General features: G+C 55.1%; 22 protein-coding genes. 13 read left to right on the top strand and 9 right to left on the bottom strand.

Features of this window, described 5'->3' with window-relative positions:
* Positions 1–62 precede the first annotated feature (62 nt).
* On the top strand, positions 63–464 hold the full coding sequence (locus tag E1H13_RS04280; protein WP_169612168.1) for a hypothetical protein: 402 nt from the start codon (positions 63–65) through the stop codon (positions 462–464).
* Here E1H13_RS04280 and E1H13_RS04285 read toward each other — a convergent pair.
* The gene (locus E1H13_RS04285) at positions 461–1,024 is read right to left on the bottom strand and encodes a hypothetical protein (RefSeq protein ID WP_169612169.1); all 564 of its coding nucleotides are present in this window, start codon (positions 1,022–1,024) and stop codon (positions 461–463) included. The genes E1H13_RS04280 and E1H13_RS04285 overlap by 4 nt on opposite strands.
* Positions 1,025–1,254: 230 nt before the next feature.
* On the opposite strand from E1H13_RS04285, the gene E1H13_RS04290 reads away from it, so the two are divergent.
* A complete protein-coding gene (locus E1H13_RS04290) occupies positions 1,255–4,242 on the top strand; it encodes a type I secretion system permease/ATPase (protein WP_169612170.1) in 2,988 nt (995 codons plus the stop codon).
* Between the two features lie 377 nt (positions 4,243–4,619).
* Complete coding sequence (locus E1H13_RS04295; protein ID WP_169612171.1) at positions 4,620–6,134, top strand: HlyD family efflux transporter periplasmic adaptor subunit; 1,515 nt, start codon at positions 4,620–4,622, stop codon at positions 6,132–6,134.
* Here the strand turns inward: E1H13_RS04295 and E1H13_RS04300 are convergent.
* Positions 6,093–7,082, bottom strand: coding sequence for a putative 2-dehydropantoate 2-reductase (locus E1H13_RS04300; RefSeq protein WP_169612172.1), 990 nt, complete (start codon positions 7,080–7,082; stop codon positions 6,093–6,095). The genes E1H13_RS04295 and E1H13_RS04300 overlap by 42 nt on opposite strands.
* A 249-nt stretch (positions 7,083–7,331) precedes the next feature.
* Here E1H13_RS04300 and fbp point away from each other — a divergent pair, with 249 nt between their 5' ends.
* From fbp to E1H13_RS04335, 7 genes are all read left to right on the top strand, one after another.
* Positions 7,332–8,390, top strand: coding sequence for a class 1 fructose-bisphosphatase (gene fbp, locus E1H13_RS04305; RefSeq protein ID WP_169612173.1), 1,059 nt, complete (start codon positions 7,332–7,334; stop codon positions 8,388–8,390).
* A gap of 143 nt (positions 8,391–8,533) precedes the next feature.
* Complete coding sequence (gene zwf, locus E1H13_RS04310) at positions 8,534–10,063, top strand: glucose-6-phosphate dehydrogenase (RefSeq protein ID WP_169612174.1); 1,530 nt, start codon at positions 8,534–8,536, stop codon at positions 10,061–10,063.
* 70 nt (positions 10,064–10,133) lie between these two features.
* Positions 10,134–11,462, top strand: a complete 1,329-nt coding sequence (opcA, locus tag E1H13_RS04315) for a glucose-6-phosphate dehydrogenase assembly protein OpcA (protein WP_169612175.1) — start codon at positions 10,134–10,136, stop codon at positions 11,460–11,462.
* A gap of 126 nt (positions 11,463–11,588) precedes the next feature.
* Positions 11,589–12,755, top strand: a complete 1,167-nt coding sequence (locus tag E1H13_RS04320; protein WP_169612176.1) for a GTP-binding protein — start codon at positions 11,589–11,591, stop codon at positions 12,753–12,755.
* Between the two features lie 48 nt (positions 12,756–12,803).
* On the top strand, positions 12,804–13,304 hold the full coding sequence (locus E1H13_RS04325) for a diadenosine tetraphosphate hydrolase (RefSeq protein WP_169612177.1): 501 nt from the start codon (positions 12,804–12,806) through the stop codon (positions 13,302–13,304).
* Positions 13,304–13,783 carry a D-aminoacyl-tRNA deacylase gene (gene dtd, locus E1H13_RS04330; RefSeq protein WP_169612178.1) on the top strand — a complete coding sequence of 160 codons (480 nt, stop codon included), beginning with the start codon at positions 13,304–13,306 and terminating at the stop codon, positions 13,781–13,783. The genes E1H13_RS04325 and dtd overlap by 1 nt, the downstream gene beginning before the upstream one ends.
* Positions 13,784–14,044: 261 nt before the next feature.
* Positions 14,045–14,776 carry an HAD hydrolase-like protein gene (locus E1H13_RS04335; protein WP_169612179.1) on the top strand — a complete coding sequence of 244 codons (732 nt, stop codon included), beginning with the start codon at positions 14,045–14,047 and terminating at the stop codon, positions 14,774–14,776.
* 100 nt (positions 14,777–14,876) lie between these two features.
* Here E1H13_RS04335 and mreD read toward each other — a convergent pair whose 3' ends face one another.
* From mreD to E1H13_RS04350, 3 genes are read right to left on the bottom strand one after another with little or no spacing between them, the layout of a single operon-like run.
* Positions 14,877–15,452, bottom strand: a complete 576-nt coding sequence (mreD, locus tag E1H13_RS04340) for a rod shape-determining protein MreD (RefSeq protein ID WP_169612180.1) — start codon at positions 15,450–15,452, stop codon at positions 14,877–14,879.
* The gene (gene mreC, locus E1H13_RS04345; RefSeq protein ID WP_169612181.1) at positions 15,449–16,258 is read right to left on the bottom strand and encodes a rod shape-determining protein MreC; all 810 of its coding nucleotides are present in this window, start codon (positions 16,256–16,258) and stop codon (positions 15,449–15,451) included. The genes mreD and mreC overlap by 4 nt, the downstream gene beginning before the upstream one ends.
* 36 nt (positions 16,259–16,294) lie before the next feature.
* Positions 16,295–17,329: a rod shape-determining protein gene (locus E1H13_RS04350; protein ID WP_169612182.1), complete on the bottom strand. Its 1,035-nt coding sequence runs from the start codon at positions 17,327–17,329 to the stop codon at positions 16,295–16,297.
* A gap of 401 nt (positions 17,330–17,730) precedes the next feature.
* Between E1H13_RS04350 and E1H13_RS04355 the strand changes: the two genes are divergently transcribed.
* Positions 17,731–18,090: a single-stranded DNA-binding protein gene (locus E1H13_RS04355; RefSeq protein ID WP_169612183.1), complete on the top strand. Its 360-nt coding sequence runs from the start codon at positions 17,731–17,733 to the stop codon at positions 18,088–18,090.
* An 8-nt stretch (positions 18,091–18,098) separates the two neighbouring features.
* Here the strand turns inward: E1H13_RS04355 and E1H13_RS04360 are convergent, their stop codons facing one another.
* Together E1H13_RS04360 and mscL are read right to left on the bottom strand one after the other, a co-directional pair.
* Positions 18,099–18,305: a DUF2949 domain-containing protein gene (locus E1H13_RS04360; protein WP_169612184.1), complete on the bottom strand. Its 207-nt coding sequence runs from the start codon at positions 18,303–18,305 to the stop codon at positions 18,099–18,101.
* 152 nt (positions 18,306–18,457) lie between these two features.
* On the bottom strand, positions 18,458–18,889 hold the full coding sequence (gene mscL / locus E1H13_RS04365; RefSeq protein ID WP_169612185.1) for a large conductance mechanosensitive channel protein MscL: 432 nt from the start codon (positions 18,887–18,889) through the stop codon (positions 18,458–18,460).
* Positions 18,890–19,045: 156 nt separating this feature from the next.
* Between mscL and E1H13_RS04370 the strand changes: the two genes are divergently transcribed.
* Together E1H13_RS04370 and E1H13_RS04375 are read left to right on the top strand one after the other, a co-directional pair.
* On the top strand, positions 19,046–19,417 hold the full coding sequence (locus E1H13_RS04370) for a Crp/Fnr family transcriptional regulator (protein WP_169612186.1): 372 nt from the start codon (positions 19,046–19,048) through the stop codon (positions 19,415–19,417).
* A gap of 94 nt (positions 19,418–19,511) precedes the next feature.
* Positions 19,512–21,104, top strand: coding sequence for a glucose-6-phosphate isomerase (locus tag E1H13_RS04375; protein WP_169612187.1), 1,593 nt, complete (start codon positions 19,512–19,514; stop codon positions 21,102–21,104).
* A gap of 27 nt (positions 21,105–21,131) precedes the next feature.
* Here E1H13_RS04375 and E1H13_RS04380 read toward each other — a convergent pair whose 3' ends face one another.
* Positions 21,132–22,253 carry a DUF2235 domain-containing protein gene (locus E1H13_RS04380; RefSeq protein WP_169612188.1) on the bottom strand — a complete coding sequence of 374 codons (1,122 nt, stop codon included), beginning with the start codon at positions 22,251–22,253 and terminating at the stop codon, positions 21,132–21,134.
* 124 nt (positions 22,254–22,377) lie between these two features.
* Positions 22,378–23,124, bottom strand: a complete 747-nt coding sequence (locus E1H13_RS04385) for a TPM domain-containing protein (RefSeq protein WP_169612189.1) — start codon at positions 23,122–23,124, stop codon at positions 22,378–22,380.
* Positions 23,125–23,170: the final 46 nt, after the last annotated feature.

Raw genomic sequence — 23,170 nt, forward strand, 5'->3', positions numbered from 1 at the left:
AATTGCTGCCTGGGGAAATAGTCCCTAAGATTGTTGTTTGTAACTGTGGACTGGAGCCAGTGATGCAACGTCTGACGCGCTATGGATTTGTGGGCCTAGGGCTGGTGGCGCTAGCCAGTTGTGGTGCCAGCCTGGAGGATACGACAGCTCTGGTGCTGCGCGATCGCCTCAGTCAAGTACCGGGGCTCAATTGGCTGGCTACATCAACCCCGATCGCCGCCATTAACCAGCATCGGGAAGGCACCGTGCACCTATCAGGGCAGGTGGATCAGCATTTACCGCTGGTGGGGCAGAACCTCTACCAACTGACGGATGACTCTGGCTCGGTGTGGGTGCTGACCCCGAATCCACTGCCTCCGGTGGGGGAATCCCTAAAAATTGAGGCCACTGTTCGCTATGAAGTGATTATGTTGCAAGGGCAAGATATTGGCGAATATTATGTCGAGGAGCTAAGTCGTTACTAGCGATCGAAGCTAGCTATCCGACGGGCCGCCCCAATGCTCTGTTCTGCTGGACCATAGGTGAGCTCTAGGGCCTGCTGCTCGGCATAGGCCCTAGCGGCCTCTCGGTAAACACTACGGCCAGTGGGCAGGGTGCGTCGCCGCCCATCATGGTCAAAGGTGATGGCGTATTGGACGTCTTTTCTGATCAGGGGGTCAGTGCGCCGCTCAATGGTTTCCCGCTTACGATTCTCCAGTTCATCCGCCGTGGGGCGAGGGGGCAGCGCTGGCCACCACAGCCCCTGGTCATCGGGGCCAGTAACGGCCCCCTGGGGCTGAACCCCGTTGCGGTTGACTAAACTCGTGGATGCAAACTGCTCCTGACGAATGGTTTGACGGCGGTCAAAACGGCGGGCATACTCCACCTGCCAGGTGTAGGTGACGGTGGCGGTGGCTTCATAGGTGCCGGTGGTAATGGTGTTGCCAGTGGCTGGGTAGTTTTCGCAGCCAGCGATCGCCCCTAGGGCTAACACGCTCACACTTAGCCAACTGAGGTTTAGCGGGCGGAGAAACGAAGCAAGCATGGGCAGCGAAATCATCCAATGGCAAGGGGATATTCGTAATCTTAATGTCATGGATGCCAAAATCAGCCTTGGGGTTCCGCCCAGGTTGATGTATCAAGCCGACGTTAACTTACTTATGAGGTTGATCAAACCTGACCACATGACGCCTTAGGATAGTGGCGAGCCTGATGCTTTTCCCCCTGACTGACGCTGTATTTGGACCCATCCTTTTGCTTATCTAAGGCCCGTCCATGTCCCAGACGCCCGTATCAATTCAGCAGAGCTTTCAGACGCTGCCGCCCTTTGATCTGCTACCAGAGGCGGCGTTGCAGCAGCTCTTGCAACTGGCTCAACCGTTGCGCTATCGCCTCGGTCAGCCGTTGCTACGACGAGGAGCACTGACCCAGCAGGTGATTGTGCTGCTGGAGGGGCAGGTACGACTGCTGGGGTATGATCCCCGCAACCAGCAGCCGACGACCCTCAGCCGTCTGGGGCGGGGAGACCTGCTGGGGGTGATCAGCCTGATTCGTGACGTTCCCTGTGAGACCGCGATCGCCTCTACGGAAGTCCTGGCCCTGACCCTCCCGTCCTATACTTTTTTGCAGCTGGTTAAGGACGAGCCTAAGTTTGGCCAGGCTATTCGCGATCAGGTGTATCTGATCGAAGCCTTTGACCTCCTCAGTCAGCATGTTAAAGACCATGCCCTGGATCCAGGGGATCTGAAGGCCAAGGCTGAGCGGGTCTGCGATCGCGCCTCCCTGGCTACCCTGCCCCACGGCATCAGCTCCCTCGACCATCTGGATCCAGCACTCACCTGGCTGATCAGTGGCGGCAACGTGCTGAATCTATCGGTTGGATCCACCCTAGACTTAGCCCAGCAGCAGACCATAGAGGTGTTGAGTCCCCAGGGGGCAAGATTGCTGGGGCTGACCCCAGAGGTGCTGGCTGAGACCTTCGAGGTCCCTGCTGTACCTGACTCCCCTGCCGATCCTCCGTTGGATAGGGCCACTATTCCCTATGCGACTGAGGCCCAGATGCTGGGATCGAGTGAGGCAGAAGGCCAGGGGCAACCAGGCGACCCTAAGCGCGATCGCGCCTTTCCCCTGGCCCGGGGGCGGGGGGATGTAGAAGGGGCGTTAGCCTGCTTCGACATGTTAAGCCAGTACTTTACGATGCCTTTTCGGCGGGATGTGATTCGGCGGGTTTTAGCCAACCAGCACGAGCGCATGGGTCAGCTGTCATTACCCGTCTGCGGCTCCATTAGCGAAATGATGGGCCTGAAAACCCAACTGGTGCGGGTACCCGTCGCCGCCTTTAGCCGTCTCAACACCCCATGCCTAGTCCGCTGGCAAGAGAGCTTTGCGGTGCTCTACGAGACTTCAGAGCAGGCCTACATTTTAGGCGACCCGGCGGTAGGCTTGATTCGCCGCACCCCCCAAAGCTTTGCCGAAACCTGGGGCGAGAGCGGCGAGGTGCTGCTGCTGGAACCCACCCGCGAAACCCCTCAGCAGCGGTTTGGCTTGCAGTGGTTTTGGCCCTCGATTCAGAAATATCGCTGGGTTCTGCTGGAGGTGTTCGTCGCCTCGTTTTTTGTGCAGCTGTTCGGTCTAGCCAATCCACTGATTGTCCAAATCATCATCGACCGGGTGATTGTCCAAAATAGTATCGAGACCCTACAGGTACTTGGGATTTTTCTGGTGATTATGGCGGTGTTTGAAGCCTTACTCACCAGTCTGCGCACCTACCTGTTTGTGGATACCACCAACCGCATCGACATGACCCTGGGGTCAGAAATTATTGATCACCTGTTTCGCCTGCCCCTGCGCTATTTCGATCGCCGCCCGGTGGGGGAACTGTCCAGTCGGATCAACGAACTCGAGAATATCCGCCAGTTTTTGACCGGCACCGCCCTCACCGTCGTATTGGATGCGGTGTTTTCGGTGGTGTACATCGTAGTCATGCTAATTTACAGCTGGCTCCTCACCTTAGTCGCCCTGGTGACGATCCCGCTGTTTGTGCTGGTGACCATGCTAGCCGCGCCGATCGTTCGGCGCCAGTTGCGTACCAAGGCCGAACGCAATGCCTCCACTCAGGCCCTGCTGGTGGAATCCCTCTCGGGCATTCAGACGGTGAAGGCCCAAAACATTGAACTCCGCACCCGCTGGCAGTGGCAAGAACGCTATGCCGAATATGTCAGCGCCGGGTTTAAAACTGTGCTGACTTCCACCACAGCCAATTCCGCCAGTACCTTTTTGAACAAATTGTCGGCCCTGTTAGTGTTGTGGGTCGGGGCATACCTGGTCTTGCAAGGGCAACTGACCCTGGGCCAACTGATCGCCTTTCGGATTATTTCCGGCTATGTGACTGCACCGATTTTACGCCTGGCCCAGTTGTGGCAGAACTTCCAAGAAACCGCCCTTTCCCTGGAACGGCTGTCGGACATCATCGACCATCCCCAGGAAACCGATGCCGATGATATCAACCAAATTCCGATGCCAGAGATTAGCGGCCAGGTCACCTTTGAACAGGTGGCCTTTCGCTTTGCTGCCGCAGGCCCCATGCAATTGATGAATATCAACCTGGAGTTTCCCGCAGGAGCGTTTATTGGCATTGTCGGCCAAAGCGGTTCCGGTAAAAGCACCCTGATGAAGCTGCTGCCCCGCCTCTACGAAGTGGAATCAGGCCGCATCTTAATCGACCAGTACGACATCAGCAAGGTAGAACTGTACTCCCTACGGCGACAAATCGGCATTGTGCCCCAGGATAGTCTGCTGTTTGAGGGCACCATTCAAGACAACATTGCCCTCACCATTCCCGACGCCGACGCCAGTGCCATTATCACAGCCGCTAAAACTGCCTGCTGCCACGACTTCATTATGGAGCTGCCCCTGGGCTACAACACCCGCGTCGGAGAACGAGGGGCCAATCTATCGGGGGGGCAACGGCAACGGATCGCGATCGCCCGCACCATCCTCCAAAATCCCCGTTTGCTGATTTTAGACGAAGCCACCAGTGCCCTGGACTACGACACCGAGCATCAGGTGTCCATTAACCTCAAAGCCTGGGCCGAAGGCCGTACCGTCTTCTTCATCACCCACCGGCTCAATACCATCATGCAAGCCGACCAGATTCTGGTGATGGACCAGGGCTCTGCCGTCGAACTCGGCACCCACGAGGAACTGATGGCGCTTCAGGGGCGTTATTACACGTTGTATCAGCAGCAGTCCAGTATGGGGTGAGGAGAGGGGGAGGTGGGGAGGTGAGGAGGTGAGGAGTTGGGAAGATGGGGAAGGTTTTGGATTTTGGATTTTGGATTTTAGATTTTGGATTTTGGATTGAAATCGTAGGGTGCATTAGCGGTCGGGGACTGAATATTGGTGGGCAACCTGGGGCCGCAATGCTGAACACTTCCCAGTTAGATCACCCTGCCTTTTACCCGACCTTCAAAACCCTGAACCCTTTCAGAAATCTAAACCCGCACTTCATAAAACTCCTCCCTCCACACTCTTAACACCTCCCCATCCCCCCCATCTCCCCCACCTTCCCCATCTTCTTCACCCCATCCCCCCATCACCCCACCTCCCCCATCCCCCCATCCCCCCATCCCCCCCCTACCATGCAAACCAACGGCACCTCCCCCAACCAAAACGGTAACCAAAACGGCGAGACCATCCTCTCGACCCAGCCGTCGCGTCAGCTGGACAGCTTCGATAAGCCTGTGATTCTGCGCCAGTCGCCGCGCTGGTCCCGGGCGGTGATCTGGAGCATTGTGGGGGTTACGGCAATCACCATTGGCTGGTCTTTTCTGGCCAGGTTTGAAGAAGCGATTCCGGCCCAGGGTAAGTTAGAGCCCCAAGGCTCGGTGCAGCCGGTGCAAGCGCCGGTGGGGGGGGTGGTGCAGACGATTTTGGTCACCGAAGGGCAGACTGTCGAGGCCGGTGATCCGCTAGTGCGGTTCGACCCAGACAGCACCCAGGCTCAGCTCAAGGCTTTGGTCGCCATTCGCGACCAGCTACAGGCAGAAAATGCCTACTACCGGTCCCAATTGGCTAACCAGGCAGACACCGACGCCCCCGCCGATCTTGACCCCAGCTTGGCCCAGCTCACCAGCAATCGGGCGGCCCTGGTGGCAGAAAACGCCCTGTACCAGGCCCAACTTGCTGGGGATTTAGCCGGTGATAGCCTGCCCCCAGCCCAGCGCCAGCGGCTGCGTACGGCCACCGCCGAAGTCGAGTCAAGGCTGCGCATCGCTACCCTGGAGGTGGATCAACTACGCCGCCAGCTCACCCAAACCCAGGCTCAATTGGCTAATGCTCGGGAGGCTCTACGGCTGAACCAGCAAATTTTAAGCGACATCGAAATATTAGCCGAGGCAGGAGGAATTGGCCGTATTCAGTTCCAACAACAGGGTCAGGAGGTCAACAACCGCCAAACTGAAGTGGACCGCTTGGTCGAAGAAGAACAGCGCCTGGAACTCGCCATTGTGCAAGCCCAGGAACAGCTGCGCAATACTCAGGTTGGTTCCCAGGATGACTTGCAGCAGCGGATTGCGGCCAACAGTAACCAAATTGCCACCATTGACAGTCAACTCAGCAAAACATTGTTAGACAACGAAAATCGCCTGCAAGAGCTCGAAAGTCAGATAGCGGAGCTCCAAAAAACGCTGGATTATCAGGAGCTGCGGGCTCCGGTGGGGGGAACGGTGTTTAATCTCAGGACCAATCAGCCAGGGTTTGTGGCCAACTCGACTGAACCCTTGCTAGAGATTGTTCCCACAGATGCCCTGGTGGCGCGGGTGTTCATTACCAACCGCGACATTGGTTTTGTGCGAGAAGGGATGGCGGTTGACGTGCGAATCGATTCGTTCCCTTACAGTGAGTTTGGTGATGTCAAAGGCACCCTAACCCACATTGGTTCTGATGCCTTGCCGCCGGATCAATTCGACCCGACCTATCGGTTCCCGGCAGACATTGCCCTGGAGACACAATCGATTGTGATCAACGGTCAGCCGGTGCAGCTGCAATCGGGTATGTCCCTGAGTGCCAATATCAAAACCCGGCCTAAGCGGGTGATTATGATCTTTGCCGACCTATTTACCCGCAAGGTCGACACCCTCCGCACGGGCCGCTAGGTTCTGCCGATCTAATGCCTTCAGCTGGTGATACAGCATCTCGATACGAGGTACTGCTATCCCCGCCGCCTGGGCCGTCCGCAGGGGATTGCCAAAAATGGCTTCCACTTCTAAGGGGCGGGCCTGGTCATAGTCGATCTTCATACTGGTCCGGTAGGGGGCCATGCGCTCAGTATTGGCCAGCATGGTGACAATCAAGTCATCCGGGAGGTGGCGCCCTTGCCCTGGAGAGAGGCGATCGCCGTCCTGACGGGCCGCCGCTACAACCTCTTCCATGAGCTGCCCCGCTAATAGACGAATATCGGGATCGGCCATCATCCCCTCCGTCGTGGCATCCATCACCACCGACAGCCCATTAAACGGAATATTCCAAACCAGCTTGTGCCAGCGGGCCAAGCGCAAATCTGGGGTCGTATCCACAGCAATCTGGGCGGCTTTGAAGTCAGCCGCTATCCCAGCTAGCACAGGGCTTAAGGGTCTGGGTTTTTGGTCGGGGTAGTGCTGTCCTAGGAGCACATGGCCATAGTCCAAATGGTGAATCTGACCTGGCCCCACCTTGTTAGAGCAAATAAAACAGAGTCCGCCCCAAATGGGGCGATCGCCCGCCCAAGCCTGTAATTCATCTTCAATGGCAAACCCATTTTGCAGCGTCAGCAAAGCCGTATCCGGTGCCAGTAACGGCTTAACCAGCTCTGGCAATATATGGTTTTGGGTGGTTTTCAAGGCAATAATCACCACATCCACCGCTGGCATCGCCGTGGTGCGGTTATAGGCGTTAACCTGAGGCAGCGTAAAATCCCCCGCGATCGATCGCACAGCTAGCCCATGGCGCGCTACCGCCTCATAGTCCCGATGCAGTAAGTAATGCACCTCAGCCCCGCCCCGCTGCAGACAAGCCCCGTAGTAGCCGCCAATCGCTCCCGTGCCGATGATGGCGTAGCGTCCCATAGTCGCGTCCTCTCCTGGCTAAAGCTAAAGTGTCTCTAAAGGTTGACTCCGAATCCAGCCCCACTTCTTACCATAGGGAAGGTTCATAGAGTATTCCATCTAACAAACCATCCATCCATAGTCAGGATACTGAACTCAGCCGACCAGGTCGGTCTGGCCAACCTTGTGGATAGAGGATTAGCTGGGATACCCTGAGGGTGATTGTCACCTCGATAGCTACTGCCGTTACCGCAAAAGGACATGCCAGCGATGGCCGATTATCAGCCTGCCGACACCGCCTTTGCTGTCGATCGCGACTGCAAAACATTAGCGCGTCACGTACTTGAGCAACTCCAGAGTTTTGGTTCAGAAGCCCAAGACATCAGTGCCCTGATGAACCGTTTGGCCCTAGCTGGCAAGCTCATCGCCCGCCACCTAAGCCGAGCTGGGCTAGTGGAAGAAGCTCTTGGCTTTACTGGCGAAACGAATGTGCAGGGCGAAGCGGTCAAGCGCATGGATATCTATGCCAACGACGTGTTTATCTCCGTATTCAAGCAAAGTGGCCTGGTGTGTCGCCTGGCTTCCGAAGAAATGGATAAGCCCTACTACATTCCTGAAAATTGCCCCATCGGTCGCTATACCCTGCTCTATGACCCAATTGATGGTTCATCTAATGTTGATATTGACTTAAGCGTTGGCTCCATCTTTTCCATCCGCCGCCAGCAGGGGGATGACCTCGACCAAGACGCCAAAGACCTGCTCCAGGACGGTCGTCAGCAGCTCGTAGCTGGCTACATCCTCTATGGCCCCAGCACTATATTGGTGTACTCCATTGGTCGGGGGGTTCATGCCTTCACCCTGGACCCCAGCCTAGGGGAATTTATTCTGTCCGCCGAAAATATCACAGTCCCCCCCCACGGCCCCACCTACAGCGTTAACGAAGGTAACTTCTGGCAGTGGGAAGACGCCATCCGCGACTTTACCCGCTACGTTCATCGCCATGAGGGATATTCCGCCCGCTATACCGGCGCCTTAGTCGCCGACTTTCACCGCATTCTGATGCAGGGAGGCGTCTTTCTCTATCCAGGCACGGTTAAAAAGCCAGAGGGTAAGCTCAGACTGCTATACGAAACCGCCCCCCTAGCCTTTCTGATTGATCAGGCGGGCGGGCGAGCCAGCACTGGCACCCAAGACATTTTGGATGTCATCCCCACAGAACTCCATCAAAGAACCCCATTTATTATCGGCAGTACCGAAGATATTGCCCTGGTGGAGTCATTCATTCAAGACCATAGCCGTCGGCTGCAAAATACCATGACCCCCAATTAGCACTCTGTTGTTAGCGTCCAGGGAAAATGTATCTTGCACTACTCTTGGCTCCGGGTTGCTTAAGAGGGTCTGTAGTATCCATAGATTTCTGTTAAGTGCTGGCAAGATAAAGCTACATTTGCATTGATGGTTCTCCAAAGCCTATGGTTACCCTGCTTGAAAATCCCTTGCGCGTCGGTCTGCAGCAAGACCGCATTCCCGAGCCTCAGATTCTAGTCATTTTTGGGGCGTCTGGAGACCTGACCCAGCGTAAGATTGTTCCTGCCATCTACCAAATGCGGCGGGAACGAAGACTCCCCCCAGAATTAACCATTGTCGGGGTGGCCCGCCGCCAGTGGAGCCACGAGTTCTTTCGCGAGCACTTGCGCGAAGGTATCGAAGAATTTGGTAATGGCATTGGGTATGAGGCCATTTGGGACGACTTTGCCAAAGGCTTGTTTTACAGCCCTGGGGACATTGACGACCCCGCGTTTTACCAATCCCTGAAATCATTTCTGGCCGAACTGGATGATAAGCGAGGTACCAAAGGTAACCGGGTGTTTTACTTGTCGGTGGCACCGCGCTTTTTTGGCGAAGCCACCCAACAATTGGGAGGGGCTGGCATGCTGGCAGAGCCCAGTAAGCAACGGCTGATCATTGAAAAGCCCTTTGGTAAAGATCTCGCCTCTGCCCAAGTGCTAAACCGGGTGGTGCAGGAGGTGTGCAAGGAAGAACAAATCTACCGGATCGACCACTATCTGGGTAAAGAAACCGTTCAAAACCTGATGGTGTTTCGATTTGCTAACGCCATTTTTGAACCCCTATGGAATCGCCAGTTTGTCGACCATGTGCAAATCACGGTGGCGGAAACCGTTGGTTTGGAAGGGCGGGCAGGCTATTACGAAACCGCCGGTGCGTTGCGAGATATGGTGCAAAACCACTTGATGCAGCTATTCTGCCTGACGGCTATGGAGGCCCCCAACTCCCTAGATGCCGACAGCATTCGTAACGAGAAAACCAAGGTGTTACAAGCTACCCGCCTCAGTGACATCGACGATCTGAGCCAATGTGCGGTGCGGGGTCAATATTCCCCCGGCTGGATGAAGGGACAATCGGTTCCAGGCTACCGGGAAGAGGATGGCGCTAACCCTGAATCCACCGTACAGACCTTTAGTGCTCTGAAACTAGAAATTGACAACTGGCGCTGGAAAGGGGTGCCTTTCTATATGCGCACCGGCAAGCGGATGCCCAAAAAAGTGAGTGAAATTTCTATTCACTTTAACGAAGTCCCCCACCTGATGTTTCAGTCTGCGGCCCAACAGATGAACCACAATGTTTTAGCCCTGCGGATTCAGCCGGATGAGGGCATCTCCATGCGGTTTGAGGTCAAGACCCCCGGCAACTCCCTGCGCACCCGTTCCGTCGATATGGACTTTCGCTACGATGCCGCCTTTGGCCAAGCCAATACCGACGCCTATGCTCGATTAATCATTGACTGTATGCTGGCGGACCAAACCCTCTTTACCCGAGGGGACGAGGTGGAGGCGTCCTGGCGGCTGCTGACCCCGCTGCTACAAGCCTGGGATGCCCCCACCGACCCCAGTGCTATTCCCTTTTATGAAGCGGGTACCTGGGGACCTGTTGAAGCAGAGTTTTTACTGAATAAAGATAGGCGGCGGTGGCGACGATTGTAACGATCTCTGGTGACAATGCTCGCTACCTTAAAGGAAACTGCCTCCCCTTGACCATTACCCCCTATGGCCTATGACTAGCACCCCTACCGTTGCCCTACAAAAACCCAAAGACATTTCCCTGGACGAAATCGAGTCAGAACTACGCAATATCTGGCGACAACAAGACTCTGGCGCTGCTGCCCCCGTCGCCGCCCGAGCTAGCACCTTCACGATGGTAATCTATGAACCAGAAGAAGTGCAGCAGGTTTTAGCCGCCTTGGGCTTTTATGACGGCCCCATTGACAGCAACCATGGTCCTCTAACCCGAGAGGGCATTCGCCAAGCCCAGGTGGCCTATGGTCTGAGGGTGACTGGGCGCATTGACCCGCCGACCCTGGCCCGTGTGCGCCAGGAATATGCCCAACTCTCAGCGGCCCAAAAAGCCTTCAGAAATCCTGACCTGCGAGGCTTTGGCCTGAGTGAGTCGATTTCAGCCCATAACCCCTGTCGGGTGATTAGCCTCTGCCCCACGTTTGGGGAAGACACTGGCGTGACGGCCCAAGTATCGGCTTACTGCCCGGTGCAAAAGAAAAGCTCAGGTAACTTAATTTGCTGCGAATACATTACCCTGCGTGGCACCAAGCCGGCCCTGGAACGGGGCAGTGACCTGGTAGCATCGTTGATTTTGCCAGAGCTACCTAAGTTTGTTTGGTGGAAGGCCACCCCCAGCCCCGAGCAGCTAATTTTCCAGAACTTAGCTAAGTCCAGCAATTGTATCATCGTCGATTCCAGCTACTTTAGCGATGCCGAGGCAGAACTGCACAAAATGCAGGAGCTGATTGAGTCAGGTACCTATATTGCTGATTTGAACTGGCACCGTCTGGCCCCCTGGCAAGAACTGACGGCCGCCGCCTTTGATCCGCCGGAACGACGCGAAGCTCTGCAAGAGGTGGACCGCATTAGCATTGACTACGAACAGGGGAATGCGGCCCAGGCGCTGATGTACCTGGGCTGGTTCGCCAGTCGCTTGCAGTGGGAGCCTGTCGGCTATGTGGAAGAAGGGGGCATTTACAACATCAAAAAAGTCCATTTCAAAGGGGACAATGGGCTCCCTATTGAAGCAGAATTGGCCGGTATTCCCGTCGCTGACTCTGGGGAGGTGATTGGTGACTTGACTGGTCTGCGGCTGATGTCCACCAATTTACAGGCCAACTGTTGTACCATCCTCTGCTCTGAAACGACCGGCTGTATGCGTATGGAAGCGGGGGGAGGGGCCCAGTCATGCCAGGTGGAACAGGTGACGGCCCTGTCGGATCAAAAGGCGGACTTTATGTTGGGCCAACAGCTCCAGCGTTGGGGCGAGGATATGCTCTATGAGGAAAGTTTGGCCATGGTAGCCCGAATTATGGCGCTACTGTAGCCAGGGCAATCAATCCCTTTGATCAATCTTACGGGGATACTGGGATACAACAATCCAGAATCTAAAGGGTGATTTCCTGGCGATCCTCGTTAGTATGAAGAATGTCCTGCATTTTTTTGAGACCCTATGTCTACCGCTGCACCTGCCATTCCATCCCCAGCTATGGATGACACTAAACACGGCCTGCCCGTTACCATCATCACCGGCTTTTTGGGTAGCGGTAAGACCACCCTGTTGAATCATATCCTCGCCAACCAGGAGGGGCTGAAAACCGCTGTGCTGGTGAATGAGTTTGGTGAAATTGGCATCGATAACGATCTGCTGATTGCCGCCGAAAACAGTGACGATACGATGGTGGAACTCAGCAATGGCTGTATTTGCTGCACCATCAACAACGACCTGATGGAGGCGGTATACAAGGTGCTAGAGCGCCAGGACAAGATCGACTATTTAGTGGTGGAAACCACCGGTCTTGCGGATCCATTGCCCATTGCCCTCACCTTTTTGGGCACCGAACTGCGGGATATGACTCGGCTTGATTCCATTGTTACGGTGGTTGATGCCGAAAATTACAGTCTGGATTTGTTTAATAGCCAGGCGGCTTACAACCAGATTGCCTATGGCGACGTGATTTTGCTGAACAAAGCTGACCTGGTGGACGACGCTGACTTGGATCTGCTGGAAGTCAAAATTCGCGATGTCAAAGCAGGGGCCAGAATTTTGCGCACCACCAACTCCCAGGTACCCTTACCACTGATTTTAAGCGTAGGCCTGTTTGAGTCGGACAAATACTTTGGCGATGATCACGCCCACGATCAAGATAGCCATGGCCATGATCACCATGACCATAGCGATTGCGACCATGATCACGGTCACTGTGAGCATGATCATGACCACGGGCATCACCACGACCATGATCACGCCCATGACCATGGGCATCATGATCACGGCTCCTACCATTCCGATCATCTGGCCATTGATGGGTTTACCTCATTGTCGTTTGCCAGCGATCGCCCCTTTGCCATTCGCAAGTTCCAGCACTTTTTAGATAACCAACTGCCTGAGGCTGTGTTTCGGGCCAAAGGCATTCTCTGGTTTGACGAAAGCCCCAAGCGTCATATCTTCCACCTCAGCGGCAAGCGGTTTTCCCTAGACGATGACCAGTGGAAGGGGGAACCCAAGAACCAGATGGTGCTAATTGGCCAAAACCTGGACCATGACATCCTGCGATCGCAGCTCAATACCTGCCTTTGTGAACCCTCGGAAAACCCTGGTCCAAGGTTTGGGGAGTAAGACAGAAAGGCAGAAGGCAGAAGGCAGACATTCCCCCACCCTTTCTCTATGACCGATCCCAGCCATATTCCAGGCTTTCACCCCGATTGCTTGGCCTGCCAAATCTTAGCGGGCATTACCCAGGTACCCGGCGGCATCATCGCTGAAAATCCCTGGTGGGTGGCTGATCATTGTCTGGGGCCCTATGGTTTAGGCTCGGTGGTGATCAAAACCCGAGCCCACCGCGAGAACCTGTGGGATCTGACCTCGGCAGAAGCGGCGGCCATGGGACCGTTTATGCAACAAATGTCAGAGTCCATCACCCAAGCCCTGGGAGCCGAGCGGGTCTATGCCAGTCTCTGGGTGGATCAACCCCCCTACCATGTGCACTTTGTGCTTCAACCCCGCTACCCAGACCACCATACCCCTCAGGAGCTGGGCCTGAAAGGGCTTGAGCTACAGGTCTTTCGCACCTTGAGCAAGGCCCCGGCTGATGCCGACATTGCCGCCGCTGCCACCCGGATTCGGGCGGTGTGGCAAGCTAAGTTCGCCCCCAAGGCGCAAGCCTAATGCGAGTTGTGGTGCAGCGGGTTACGGCCTCCAGGGTTGTGGTGGCGGGGCAGGTGGTTGGTTCCATTGGCCGGGGCCTGAATCTGTTGGTGGGTATTGCCCCCACCGATACCACCGCTGAGTTAGCCTGGATGGCTCGCAAATGTTTAGACCTGCGGTTGTTTCCGTCGTCAAGCCGCGATCGCCCTGCCGGACAGGGTGCTGGTCAACGCTGGGATCAGTCTGTACGGGATATTCAGGGGGAGATTTTAGTGATCAGCCAGTTTACCCTCTATGGCGACTGCCGCAAGGGCCGCCGTCCCTCCTTTGACCGGGCCGCCGCTCCAGCCCAGGCGGAAGCACGGTTTAACCAATTTGTGGATCTTTTGAGGCCCAGTGGACTGCGGATCGAAACCGGACAGTTTGGGGCGATGATGCAGGTCAGCATTGAAAACGATGGCCCGGTCACCCTCTGGCTAGAGCGCGAAGCCGTCCTGTAGACAGGGATCAAATTAAAGGTGTCAGGCTAAAAGGGTTCACGGTCTACGGTTCACGGTCTACGGCTGGCCTTAAACCGCGTACCATGAACCGTGAACCCTAAGGCATAGTGATTTTCACGGTGGGGGATTTTCGCGGTGGTCATTTCCAACGGGGATTGCTAAAGTGGATAAGCTTTGCGTTTTGTTAAGAGATCTTTACAACATTATCTGGTTTTTGTTGACCGCGACTTATCGCTTTCCCGGGACGGGAGTCTTTAGCTTATGTCTCAAGCCACCATTTTCTGCGATTTCGACGGTCCGATCGTAGATGTCTCTGAGCGGTACTATGCCACCTATCGGCAAGGGCTCGATCAGGTTGGCGCGATCGCCCAAGCCCAGGGCAAGCCCATGACGATTCGCTATCTGTCGAAGGCTCAGTTTTGGACCTTTAAGCAAAATCGTGTGCCCGATCGGCAAATTGCCCATTGGTCAGGGTTAAACGGCCCTCAAATTGATGACTTCTTGGCCCAGGTGAGCCGCATCGTCAACCACGCTAGCCTCCTAGACCACGATCGAATTCAGCCTAGAGCCCGCGAGGGCTTAGACATCCTGCGTCAATGCGGCATTCGGGTGGTGCTCGTCACCCTGCGTCCCCCTGACCAGGTGATGGCGTTTTTAGATCAGCATGATCTGGCCTGGGCGATCAGCGACCTGTATGGTATGCCCCAGGCGGATGCCGCTTACACTAACCAAGCGAACCACAAGGTCGAACGGTTACAAATGGCTGTGGCCACCCAGCAGCGCCATGGCTATGATCTGCGTCATCCCTGGATGATTGGCGATACTGAAGCCGACATCATGGCTGGCCAAGCCCTGGGGCTAGAGACAGTGGCCGTCACTTGCGGCATTCGTAGCAGCAACTATCTGCAGGGGTTTCGTCCTACCTATCTGTGGCCTGACCTGTGGACTGCTTGTCAACGGTTACAACAACAGGTGACATTGCGACAGCGTTAGGTGGCTTCTGGAAAACGTTCTCCCTAGCGGTGGGCAATGCCCGCCTGCGGTAGCTATGATAGCTGGCTGAAAGCGAGGATGTTCTTGCCTGGATATCTCCTTAGCCCTCTGTGGAGTAGCGATCCCACCAGCGGTTCAGGGGATAATACAAAGCTGGTGCCCAGAGGCTACTGAGGATGGCAGAGCTGAGGGCAACCTGCTGGTGGTAAAGCCAAATTTTAGTCAGGGGTGGATACAGGGATTCAGCCGCTAACAGTTGATCAAGGCTAATTTGCAAGGCCAACACGGTTTCGGCCACCACTGCCATGGCAAAGACAATCAGAGCGACTGAGACGATATCTTCTTGCAGGTAGCGCTGTTTTTGTAGACGGGCCGTGAGCACCCCGACCACAATTAAGCTCAGGGTATGGGTGGGATGGGGGGAGGTCATGGCATCTTGGAGTAGCCCCAGGACCAGGCCTGCGATCGCGGCCTGCCATTGGCTACGCTTCACGCTCCAAGCGACCACCCAGATCAACAGCCAGTGGGGCGACACCCCCAGTAGTTCCATGCCGGGTAGGCGAGTTGGCAACAACAGCAGGCAAAAGAGCACCGAGGCTACAGTGACCACGCTGTTAATCACCCAGGGGCGCTTAAACAGCGGCAGACGAGAGGTGGTTCTCACAACCGGGGTCATGGCCGAGCCTCACTGGGGGCAACTTGGTCTTCGGAGGTGGGCAAAGTGGGAATATCGACCGACTCTAACGGCTCAAAGGGATGAATAATCACCCATTCCAAAATCGGTAAAGGGGATGATAACTGAATCGTGGCTTCCGGGGCCGGGCTTTTGGTCAAGTCCAGAGACTCAATTCGCCCAATCGGCACATCCCGGGGATACAAGCGACTGTAGGAAGAGGTTACCACCACGTCTCCGGCTTTGGCATCAGGTAGTTTTTCAAAAAACTCCATCACCACCCGGTTGTTGGATTGCCCCCGCACCACCCCCATCACCCGACTGCGACTCACCTTAGCACCGACCCGACTGGTGGGATCGCTCACCAACAAGGCCCGAGACGTGTTGGCAGAAACTGCCACCACTCGACCCACCACCCCCCCTGGGGCGGTAACCACATGCCCTGGGGCAACCCCCTGGCGGCTACCGCGATTCAGCACAATATGCTGCCACCAGTGATCAGCCCCACGGCCAATCACAGCAGCTCGTACCCCGTCTCCAGGTAGCGTATTTTCGTAAGCCGATAGGTCTTGTAGTGCCTGATTTTGGTTTTCTAGCTCTACAATCCGCTGCTGCAGTTCCAAAATGTAGCTGTTTTCAAACTGTTGCTCTCGACTCATCCCTGGCTGTAAAGGGCGGGTCACCCAGTGGTAGGCTTCGTACAGCAGGGCGCCATCATTGGCCCGCAATACCCAAGCGGACGAAACGGCCAAAGCGACCATTCCGGTTGTTAAGGCGTGTCGAGTCCACCAGCGACGTAGCGCAAACATACAGTAAAAGGATACCTAAATTACGGCTGGCCCAGGTTATAGGCTTGACCGACCGCTGAACACTCGGCCCATTTGACTAAAGTTCTCTAGCACTCGCCCTGTCCCCAGCACGACACAGCTGAGCGGGTCAGCCGCCACATGGACCAGAATGCCAGTTTCGTGGCTAATTAGGGTATCTAGGCCCTTAAGCAGAGCCCCGCCGCCAGCCAGCATAATGCCACGATCAATAATGTCAGCGGCCAGTTCTGGGGGAGTACGCTCTAGGGTTCGCTTCACCGCTTCCACAATGACTGAAAGGGGCTCGGCCATGCTTTCACGAATTTCAGCACTCTTGACAGTCACGGTGCGGGGTAGACCTGACAACAGGTGCAGGCCACGCACATCCATGGCAATTTCGCCGTCGTCGGGGCTAGGGTAAGCAGAGCCAATGGTAATTTTAATTTCCTCAGCAGTGCGTTCCCCCACCACCAGGTTGTGCACCTTTTTCATGTAGCTGGAGATGGCTTCACTCAGTTCGTCCCCCGCAACCCGCACAGACTCGCTGAGTACAGTGCCCTGTAAGCTCAGAACAGCTACTTCAGTGGTACCCCCACCAATATCCACAATCATGTTGCCGGTGGGTTCAGCGACGGGCAACCCTGCCCCGATCGCAGCGGCGACCGGTTCATCGATTAAAAATACCGTCCGGGCCCCGGCTTGTTGGGCGGCATCCATCACGGCTCGCCGCTCAACCCCAGTTACCCCGCTGGGAATCCCAATCACAATCCGGGGAGACACCAGGGTGCGCCCCTCATGCACTTGACGAATGAAGTGCTTGAGCATGAGTTCAGCGGTATCGAAATCGGCAATGACCCCATCACGCAGGGGCCGCAGAGCCATAACATTACCTGGGGTGCGCCCCAGCATGCGCTTAGCTTCTTCACCCACGGCCAGGGGTTTTTTTTCGGTTTGGTCAATAGCAACAACCGAGGGCTCTTGTAGTACCACCCCTTTGCCAGAAACATAAACCAGAGTATTGGCTGTGCCCAGGTCAATACCCATATCGCGGGAAAATCTGTCGAAGAGAGCCACAGGCAAAAACGCCCCCAAACTAGTAAAAACAGTGCACTGACAGAGATGTCGAGATGGATTCTATTACGTTTCGTATCAATCCGTCCAGTAAGCAAATATATATCGATTAAAGAATTTGAGGTTTAGGACATTGAGGCCTAGGCTCAGCCGCCAGTTCAGCCAATCCAGGGGATTGCTCCTTTAATCTGCTCTACTTTTGATTCGATCTACATTAACAGGGCAGCATAGGCACCGCCCACCATAGCAGATAATCTACCCCAGCCACGCTCTAATGATAATGATAAGGAACAGACCGCAGGAGATAGGCCAGATAGAAGACGGACGACTGGACCCAAGGTTCCTGACGGGGGGTTCCAGTTTCCCCTACAATGCGATGACAAGATACTGTTGGAAATTTCTAAATGACCATTAATGTCGTAACGCTGGTGGGTCGGGCTGGCACTGACCCAGACGTAAAGTACTTTGAGTCCGGTAGCGTGGTTTGCAACCTAACGCTGGCGGTGCGCCGTCGGTCTAGTCGAGACGATAAGCCCGATTGGTTCAATTTAGAACTGTGGGGCAAGACTGCTGAAATCGCGGCCAACTATGTGCGCAAGGGTAGTCTGATTGGGGTGAGTGGTGCCCTAAAGCTGGACCACTGGCAAGACCGCTCGACTGGGGCGGCCCGTTCAAAGCCAGTGGTCCGGGTGGATAATCTAGAGCTATTGGGGTCTCGACGGGACAATGAGTCGTCTATGAATTACGCTAACGACGAGTTTTAGATATCTCGCTAACTGGGCACAGGGCCGACATCTTCTAACCAATCAAAAATTTGGCTGAGTTGCTCAGTGGTCACTAGCCCGTACTGCCAAAGCACCATGGGCAGTAGGTTGGTGGTATGTTCTGCCCGTCGCAGTCCCAGGGCGATCGCCTCTGACGGCACGGCCAATTCAGTCTGTAAAAAGGCAATTAGTTTCCGTTGTCGTTGAGAAACCATAGGTGAGTCAGTTGTGTGTGTACTGGAGCGATAGGTTAGGCCTTAATATAGCGATCTGGCCCAAACCTAAACTCTGTCGATGGACAGACAAATACTCTGGCACAACCACTGGGGCACAACCACTGGGGCACAACCACTGGCGCTACGATGGCTTACTGTCCGCGGCTCTCGAGGTAGTTTGTGAGGCGGGTCAGGGTATCGTTGAGTTTTTCTTCGATGCTGGGTTCGGCGACAGCTGCGGCTACTTCTTCTTTGCGCTTTAGCCGTTCAAAGGTTCTAATCACAAAAAAGAGCACAAGGGCAATAATCACAAAGTCAACAATAGTGCCCATAAAGCTGCCAAGGCGAATGCCTGGACCAATCACCGCTTCCCGCCAGTCAGTCCCGGCTTCGGCCAGCAGTGGGTTAACGATGGCTGGCATGATGATGTCTTCTACCAAAGAGCTGATCACCGCCCCAAAGGCACCGCCAATGATCACCGCGATCGCTAAATCAATCACATTGCCTTTCAAGGCAAATGCTTTGAAATCTTGCCAAAAGCTTGTTGTCCGGGCTCTGATCCGCCGTCCACTGCCATTAGCCATGGGTATGTCTCCTCACAGGGTTGAATACTGACATACAGTAGTACAGCTATCTAAAAGAATCTACCGGGGGAGCTTAAAGTGTTGTTAACCAACTCCAGCCGGTAGCGCTATAGAATTGCTGCGACTTCTGCTTAAAAAAATTAGGGATTTTGAATCATGCTAGAACCGGCTCGGGTAGTAGAACTGTTTGCCACGGCGCCAGATGTGCAAACCTTCAAGGCAGGAGAGGTGATTTTTGAAGTAGGCACCTCGGGGGAGGTGATGTACGGGGTGATTGAAGGGGACGTGGAGTTAGTGGTGGATGGCCAGGTGGTCGAAACCATTGAGGCGGGAGATGTGTTTGGGGAAGGGGCACTGGTTCAGATTCCGCCGTTGCGGGCCTCAACGGCGGTGGCTAAGACAGACTGTAAGCTCGCCCAAGTGGACCAGACTCACTTTAAATTTCTGGTTCAAGAAACGCCGCTGTTTGCCTTAGAAGTAATTCGCAGTCTATCGACCCGTCTACGGGCACTAAAGGGGGCAAAATAAACCATGTCGGGACAACCTTATGCTTTTTGGGGTGATCCTCGGCAGCACTTCAGTACACTAATAATGACTTTATTTAAACCTGAGGAGTGACAGGATGACCCCAACGGCTCTGTGGCAGCGTTATAAAGACTGGCTTTACTACCACGAAGGGTTGGGCTTTTATCTGGATATTAGCCGCATGGGGTTTGATGATGCCTTCGTGGCTCAGATGTTGCCCAAGTTTGACAAGGCGTTTCGGGATATGGCGGCTTTAGAAGGGGGCGCGATCGCCAACCCTGATGAAAACCGCATGGTTGGCCATTACTGGTTGCGAGACCCAGACCTAGCCCCTACCCCCGAGTTGAAGCAGGACATTCTGGATACGCTGGTCAGCATCGAGCAGTTTGCCAGTCAGGTGCGTACGGGTGGTATTTACCCCCCTGGCCAAGAGCACTTCACGGACATCCTATCCATCGGCATTGGCGGGTCGGCCCTTGGGCCACAATTTGTGGCCCAAGCCCTGGGGCCAGATTTCCCCCCCCTAGATATTCACTTCATCGACAATACGGACCCTGAAGGGATCGATCGCATCTTGGCCCGCCTGGAGGATCGACTACCCACCACCCTGGTAATTGTCACCTCTAAGTCGGGGGGGACCGCTGAAACCCGCAACGGCATGGTGGAAGTGCGCACCCGCTTTGAGCAACGGGGGTTGAATTTCCCCAAGCAGACGGTTGCCGTAACCGGCCGGGGCAGTAAACTGGAAAAGCAAGCCATCAGTGAAGGTTGGCTGGCCATTTTCCCGATGCGCGACTGGGTGGGGGGACGCACGTCTGAATTATCGGCCGTGGGGCTGCTGCCCGCCGCGCTGCAAAACCTCAGCATTCGCTCTATTCTGGGCGGGGCTAAAGAGATGGACGCCGCCACTCGCGTGCCTGACCTGCGCCGCAACCCCGCAGCCCTGATTGCCTTAGCTTGGTACTATGCGGGTAATGGTAAAGGGGAAAAAGACATGGTGGTCTTACCCTATAAGGACAGCCTGCTGCTCTTTAGCCGCTATCTGCAGCAGTTGGTGATGGAATCGCTGGGTAAAGAAAAAGACCTGGATGGCAACGTGGTCTACCAGGGCATTGCTGTATACGGTAACAAGGGGTCCACTGACCAACACGCCTATGTGCAACAGCTTAGGGAAGGTATCCCCAGCTTCTTTGTCACCTTTATTGAGGTCCTGAAAGACCGACAGGGCGACTCGGTGGAAATAGAACCCAGAACCACCAGTGGCGACTATCTGTTTGGGTTTTTGCAGGGCACTCGCAAGGCGCTCTACGAAAAACAGCGGGGATCCATAACCCTGACACTGCCAGAGGTCAATGCTCACACCGTAGGCGCTCTGATCGCCCTGTATGAACGGGCGGTGGGCTTCTATGCCTCGTTGGTAAACATCAATGCTTACCACCAACCCGGGGTAGAAGCGGGAAAAAAAGCAGCTACCGGGGTCTTAGATTTGCAGCAGGCGGTTGTGCAAGCCCTTTATGGCAGTACCCAGCCCCTGACCCTAGCGGAACTGGCCCAGCGGGCTGGGGCTGCAGAAGAGATTGAGACTGTCTATGCGATCGTGCGACATCTGCATGCTAATCAGCGCAGTTTAGCCATTCAGAGCAACCCTGGCCACCCCGACGCCATTAGGATTGTGGCTTTGCGAGAGTAAAGACCATGTGCTTAAGGGGCCTTCTACTTACACCGTTTGTGCCAAGTTGAGCTTTGCCACTAGGGCCGAGGGCATATTCTTCGGGCGATAGGTGGTCAGGGCTTGCCAGCGTTCAAACACACTTTGGTGAAGCTCGTCATCGTCTTCAATGGTTCTGGGTTTTAATCCCGTTAGGCGAAACACCCAGGGTACAGGCTGCTCCGGCACCTTAGCCCTAGGGTCAGGGCGAATCTCAAAGTGCTGGCTGGGGTTAGGGTCGTCGGGGTCAAATTCTATAAGATTGGGGTCAAACTCTAGTCCCAGTTGGAAGGTATGGCGAATCATATCGATCGCCCACAGCAGAGCGCCATCAGACAGGGGTTGTAAGGCTTGGACACCACCCCCCACAGCGCCGTGGTTGCCGGGGAACCAAACCTGATGCAGCACCTGACCGGCATCAATATTGGCTTGACTCTGTTCCATGGGAGTAATGTCAAAGGCGTGGCGGGGCTCATCAATGGCAACGGCGTGTAAAGCCCGTTGAATGATGTTGCTGAGTTGGCAGTCGTGAAATTTGTATTTTTGGTTAATTTTCTGACTAATGAACGGCACCGTGTTAGGGATACCTAGGGAACCTACGGTATCCCAACAGCAGAGAACGGTAATGGTGGCCGACTGAATCGTTGCCCCGAGGGTCTGAACGGCGGCCTCCTTGCGGGCCAGTTCTCGACGATTCAGGTCATCTTCGGAGATTTGGTTGGCATCACTATAGTCACCTTCGCTGCGGTAAATGTCGTATAGGGCCGGGATTTTATCGGCATCCTGTTTCGCCATCACGCCGCCAGCGATGCGCATCAACCCTCCTAAACTGCGGACTGTGTAAGCCCCACGGCTGTAGCCAAACAGGTAAATTTCGTCCCCTGGGGCATAGTTATGACAGAGAAACTGATAAGCTTCCTGGATATTGTCGTCAATCCCCCAGCCAAAGGCACCTCCCATCAACCGATTCCAGACATTACCGCCTGAACCAATCCCCTGGCGATAGTAGAGATGCTGTGGTTGAGCCGTTTCTGTGGTTTTAATCGCTTGGAAAATTCTTTTGACATTGGTTGGATAGGGCTGGTTCGCTTCTTGCCAGGTGCCGTCGCAGCACACCACCAGTCGTTTCATGGTCGGATGTCCTATTAGGGTGGCTATGGGGTTAGCGCCTAAGGCGTCACCCCTGGGGATTCACCCAAAATAGGGCAAGTCTCGGCCGTTGCCACGAAATAGCTACGAAAATTCAAGCTAGCCCTTAATTGCCAAACCCGGCGTACCAGTAATAGGTGGCCATGGGAATGACGGTCGCCAGCACCAATAGCACCACGACAATTACGATGGTGTTGCCTCGGTTTTCTTCGGTTTCGGCGGCGGTGGCAAAGGTACCCTCGCTTTCGCTGGTAAAGGAGTCGTCAAAGGCGGGGGGGCCAGGGTCTGCTTGGCCACTGAGCACTGCGACAAGGCGATCGCTGGCGTCCAAAAAGGCCTGATTATATTTATCCCCTTCCAGCAGCGGGTAGAGGACTGTTTCCTGGGCTACACTCTCGGCAATATCAGTCGGCAATAACTCGGCGGCCCCCTCCCCGACCCGAATACCGACGGTTTTGGTGACTTCGTCGAGCACCAGCAGAGTTTGATTAGCCTGGTCTTCGGCGGTGGGGTACCAGCGGTCGAACAGCTTTTCGGTAAAGGTTTGGACAGTTTCGCCGTAGTCGAAGTGGCGAATGGTGACCAAGCGCACTTCGTTACCGGTCGAGGCGGCTAACTCGCCCAGGCGGCTAGAAATTTTGCCCTCGTTGATTCGGCTAATGATATTGGCATCGTCTACGATCCAAGTGGTTTCACCAGCGGATACGGTGGGTAGCTGGTAAACTGCGATCGCCTGGGCTGGGGTAACGGCCACCCCCACTACCAACAGCAGGGCTATGATCCAGCCCAACAAACGTCGTCCCAGGGCACGAGGCGTGATGGTGCCAGTCCGCTCTGAAGGATGATTTGCCATAGCCCAGACCTTTATAACTGCTTATTGACTTACCTTATAAATATAA

The sequence above is a fragment of the Nodosilinea sp. P-1105 genome, assembly GCF_012911975.1.
GTDB lineage: Bacteria > Cyanobacteriota > Cyanobacteriia > Phormidesmidales > Phormidesmidaceae > Nodosilinea.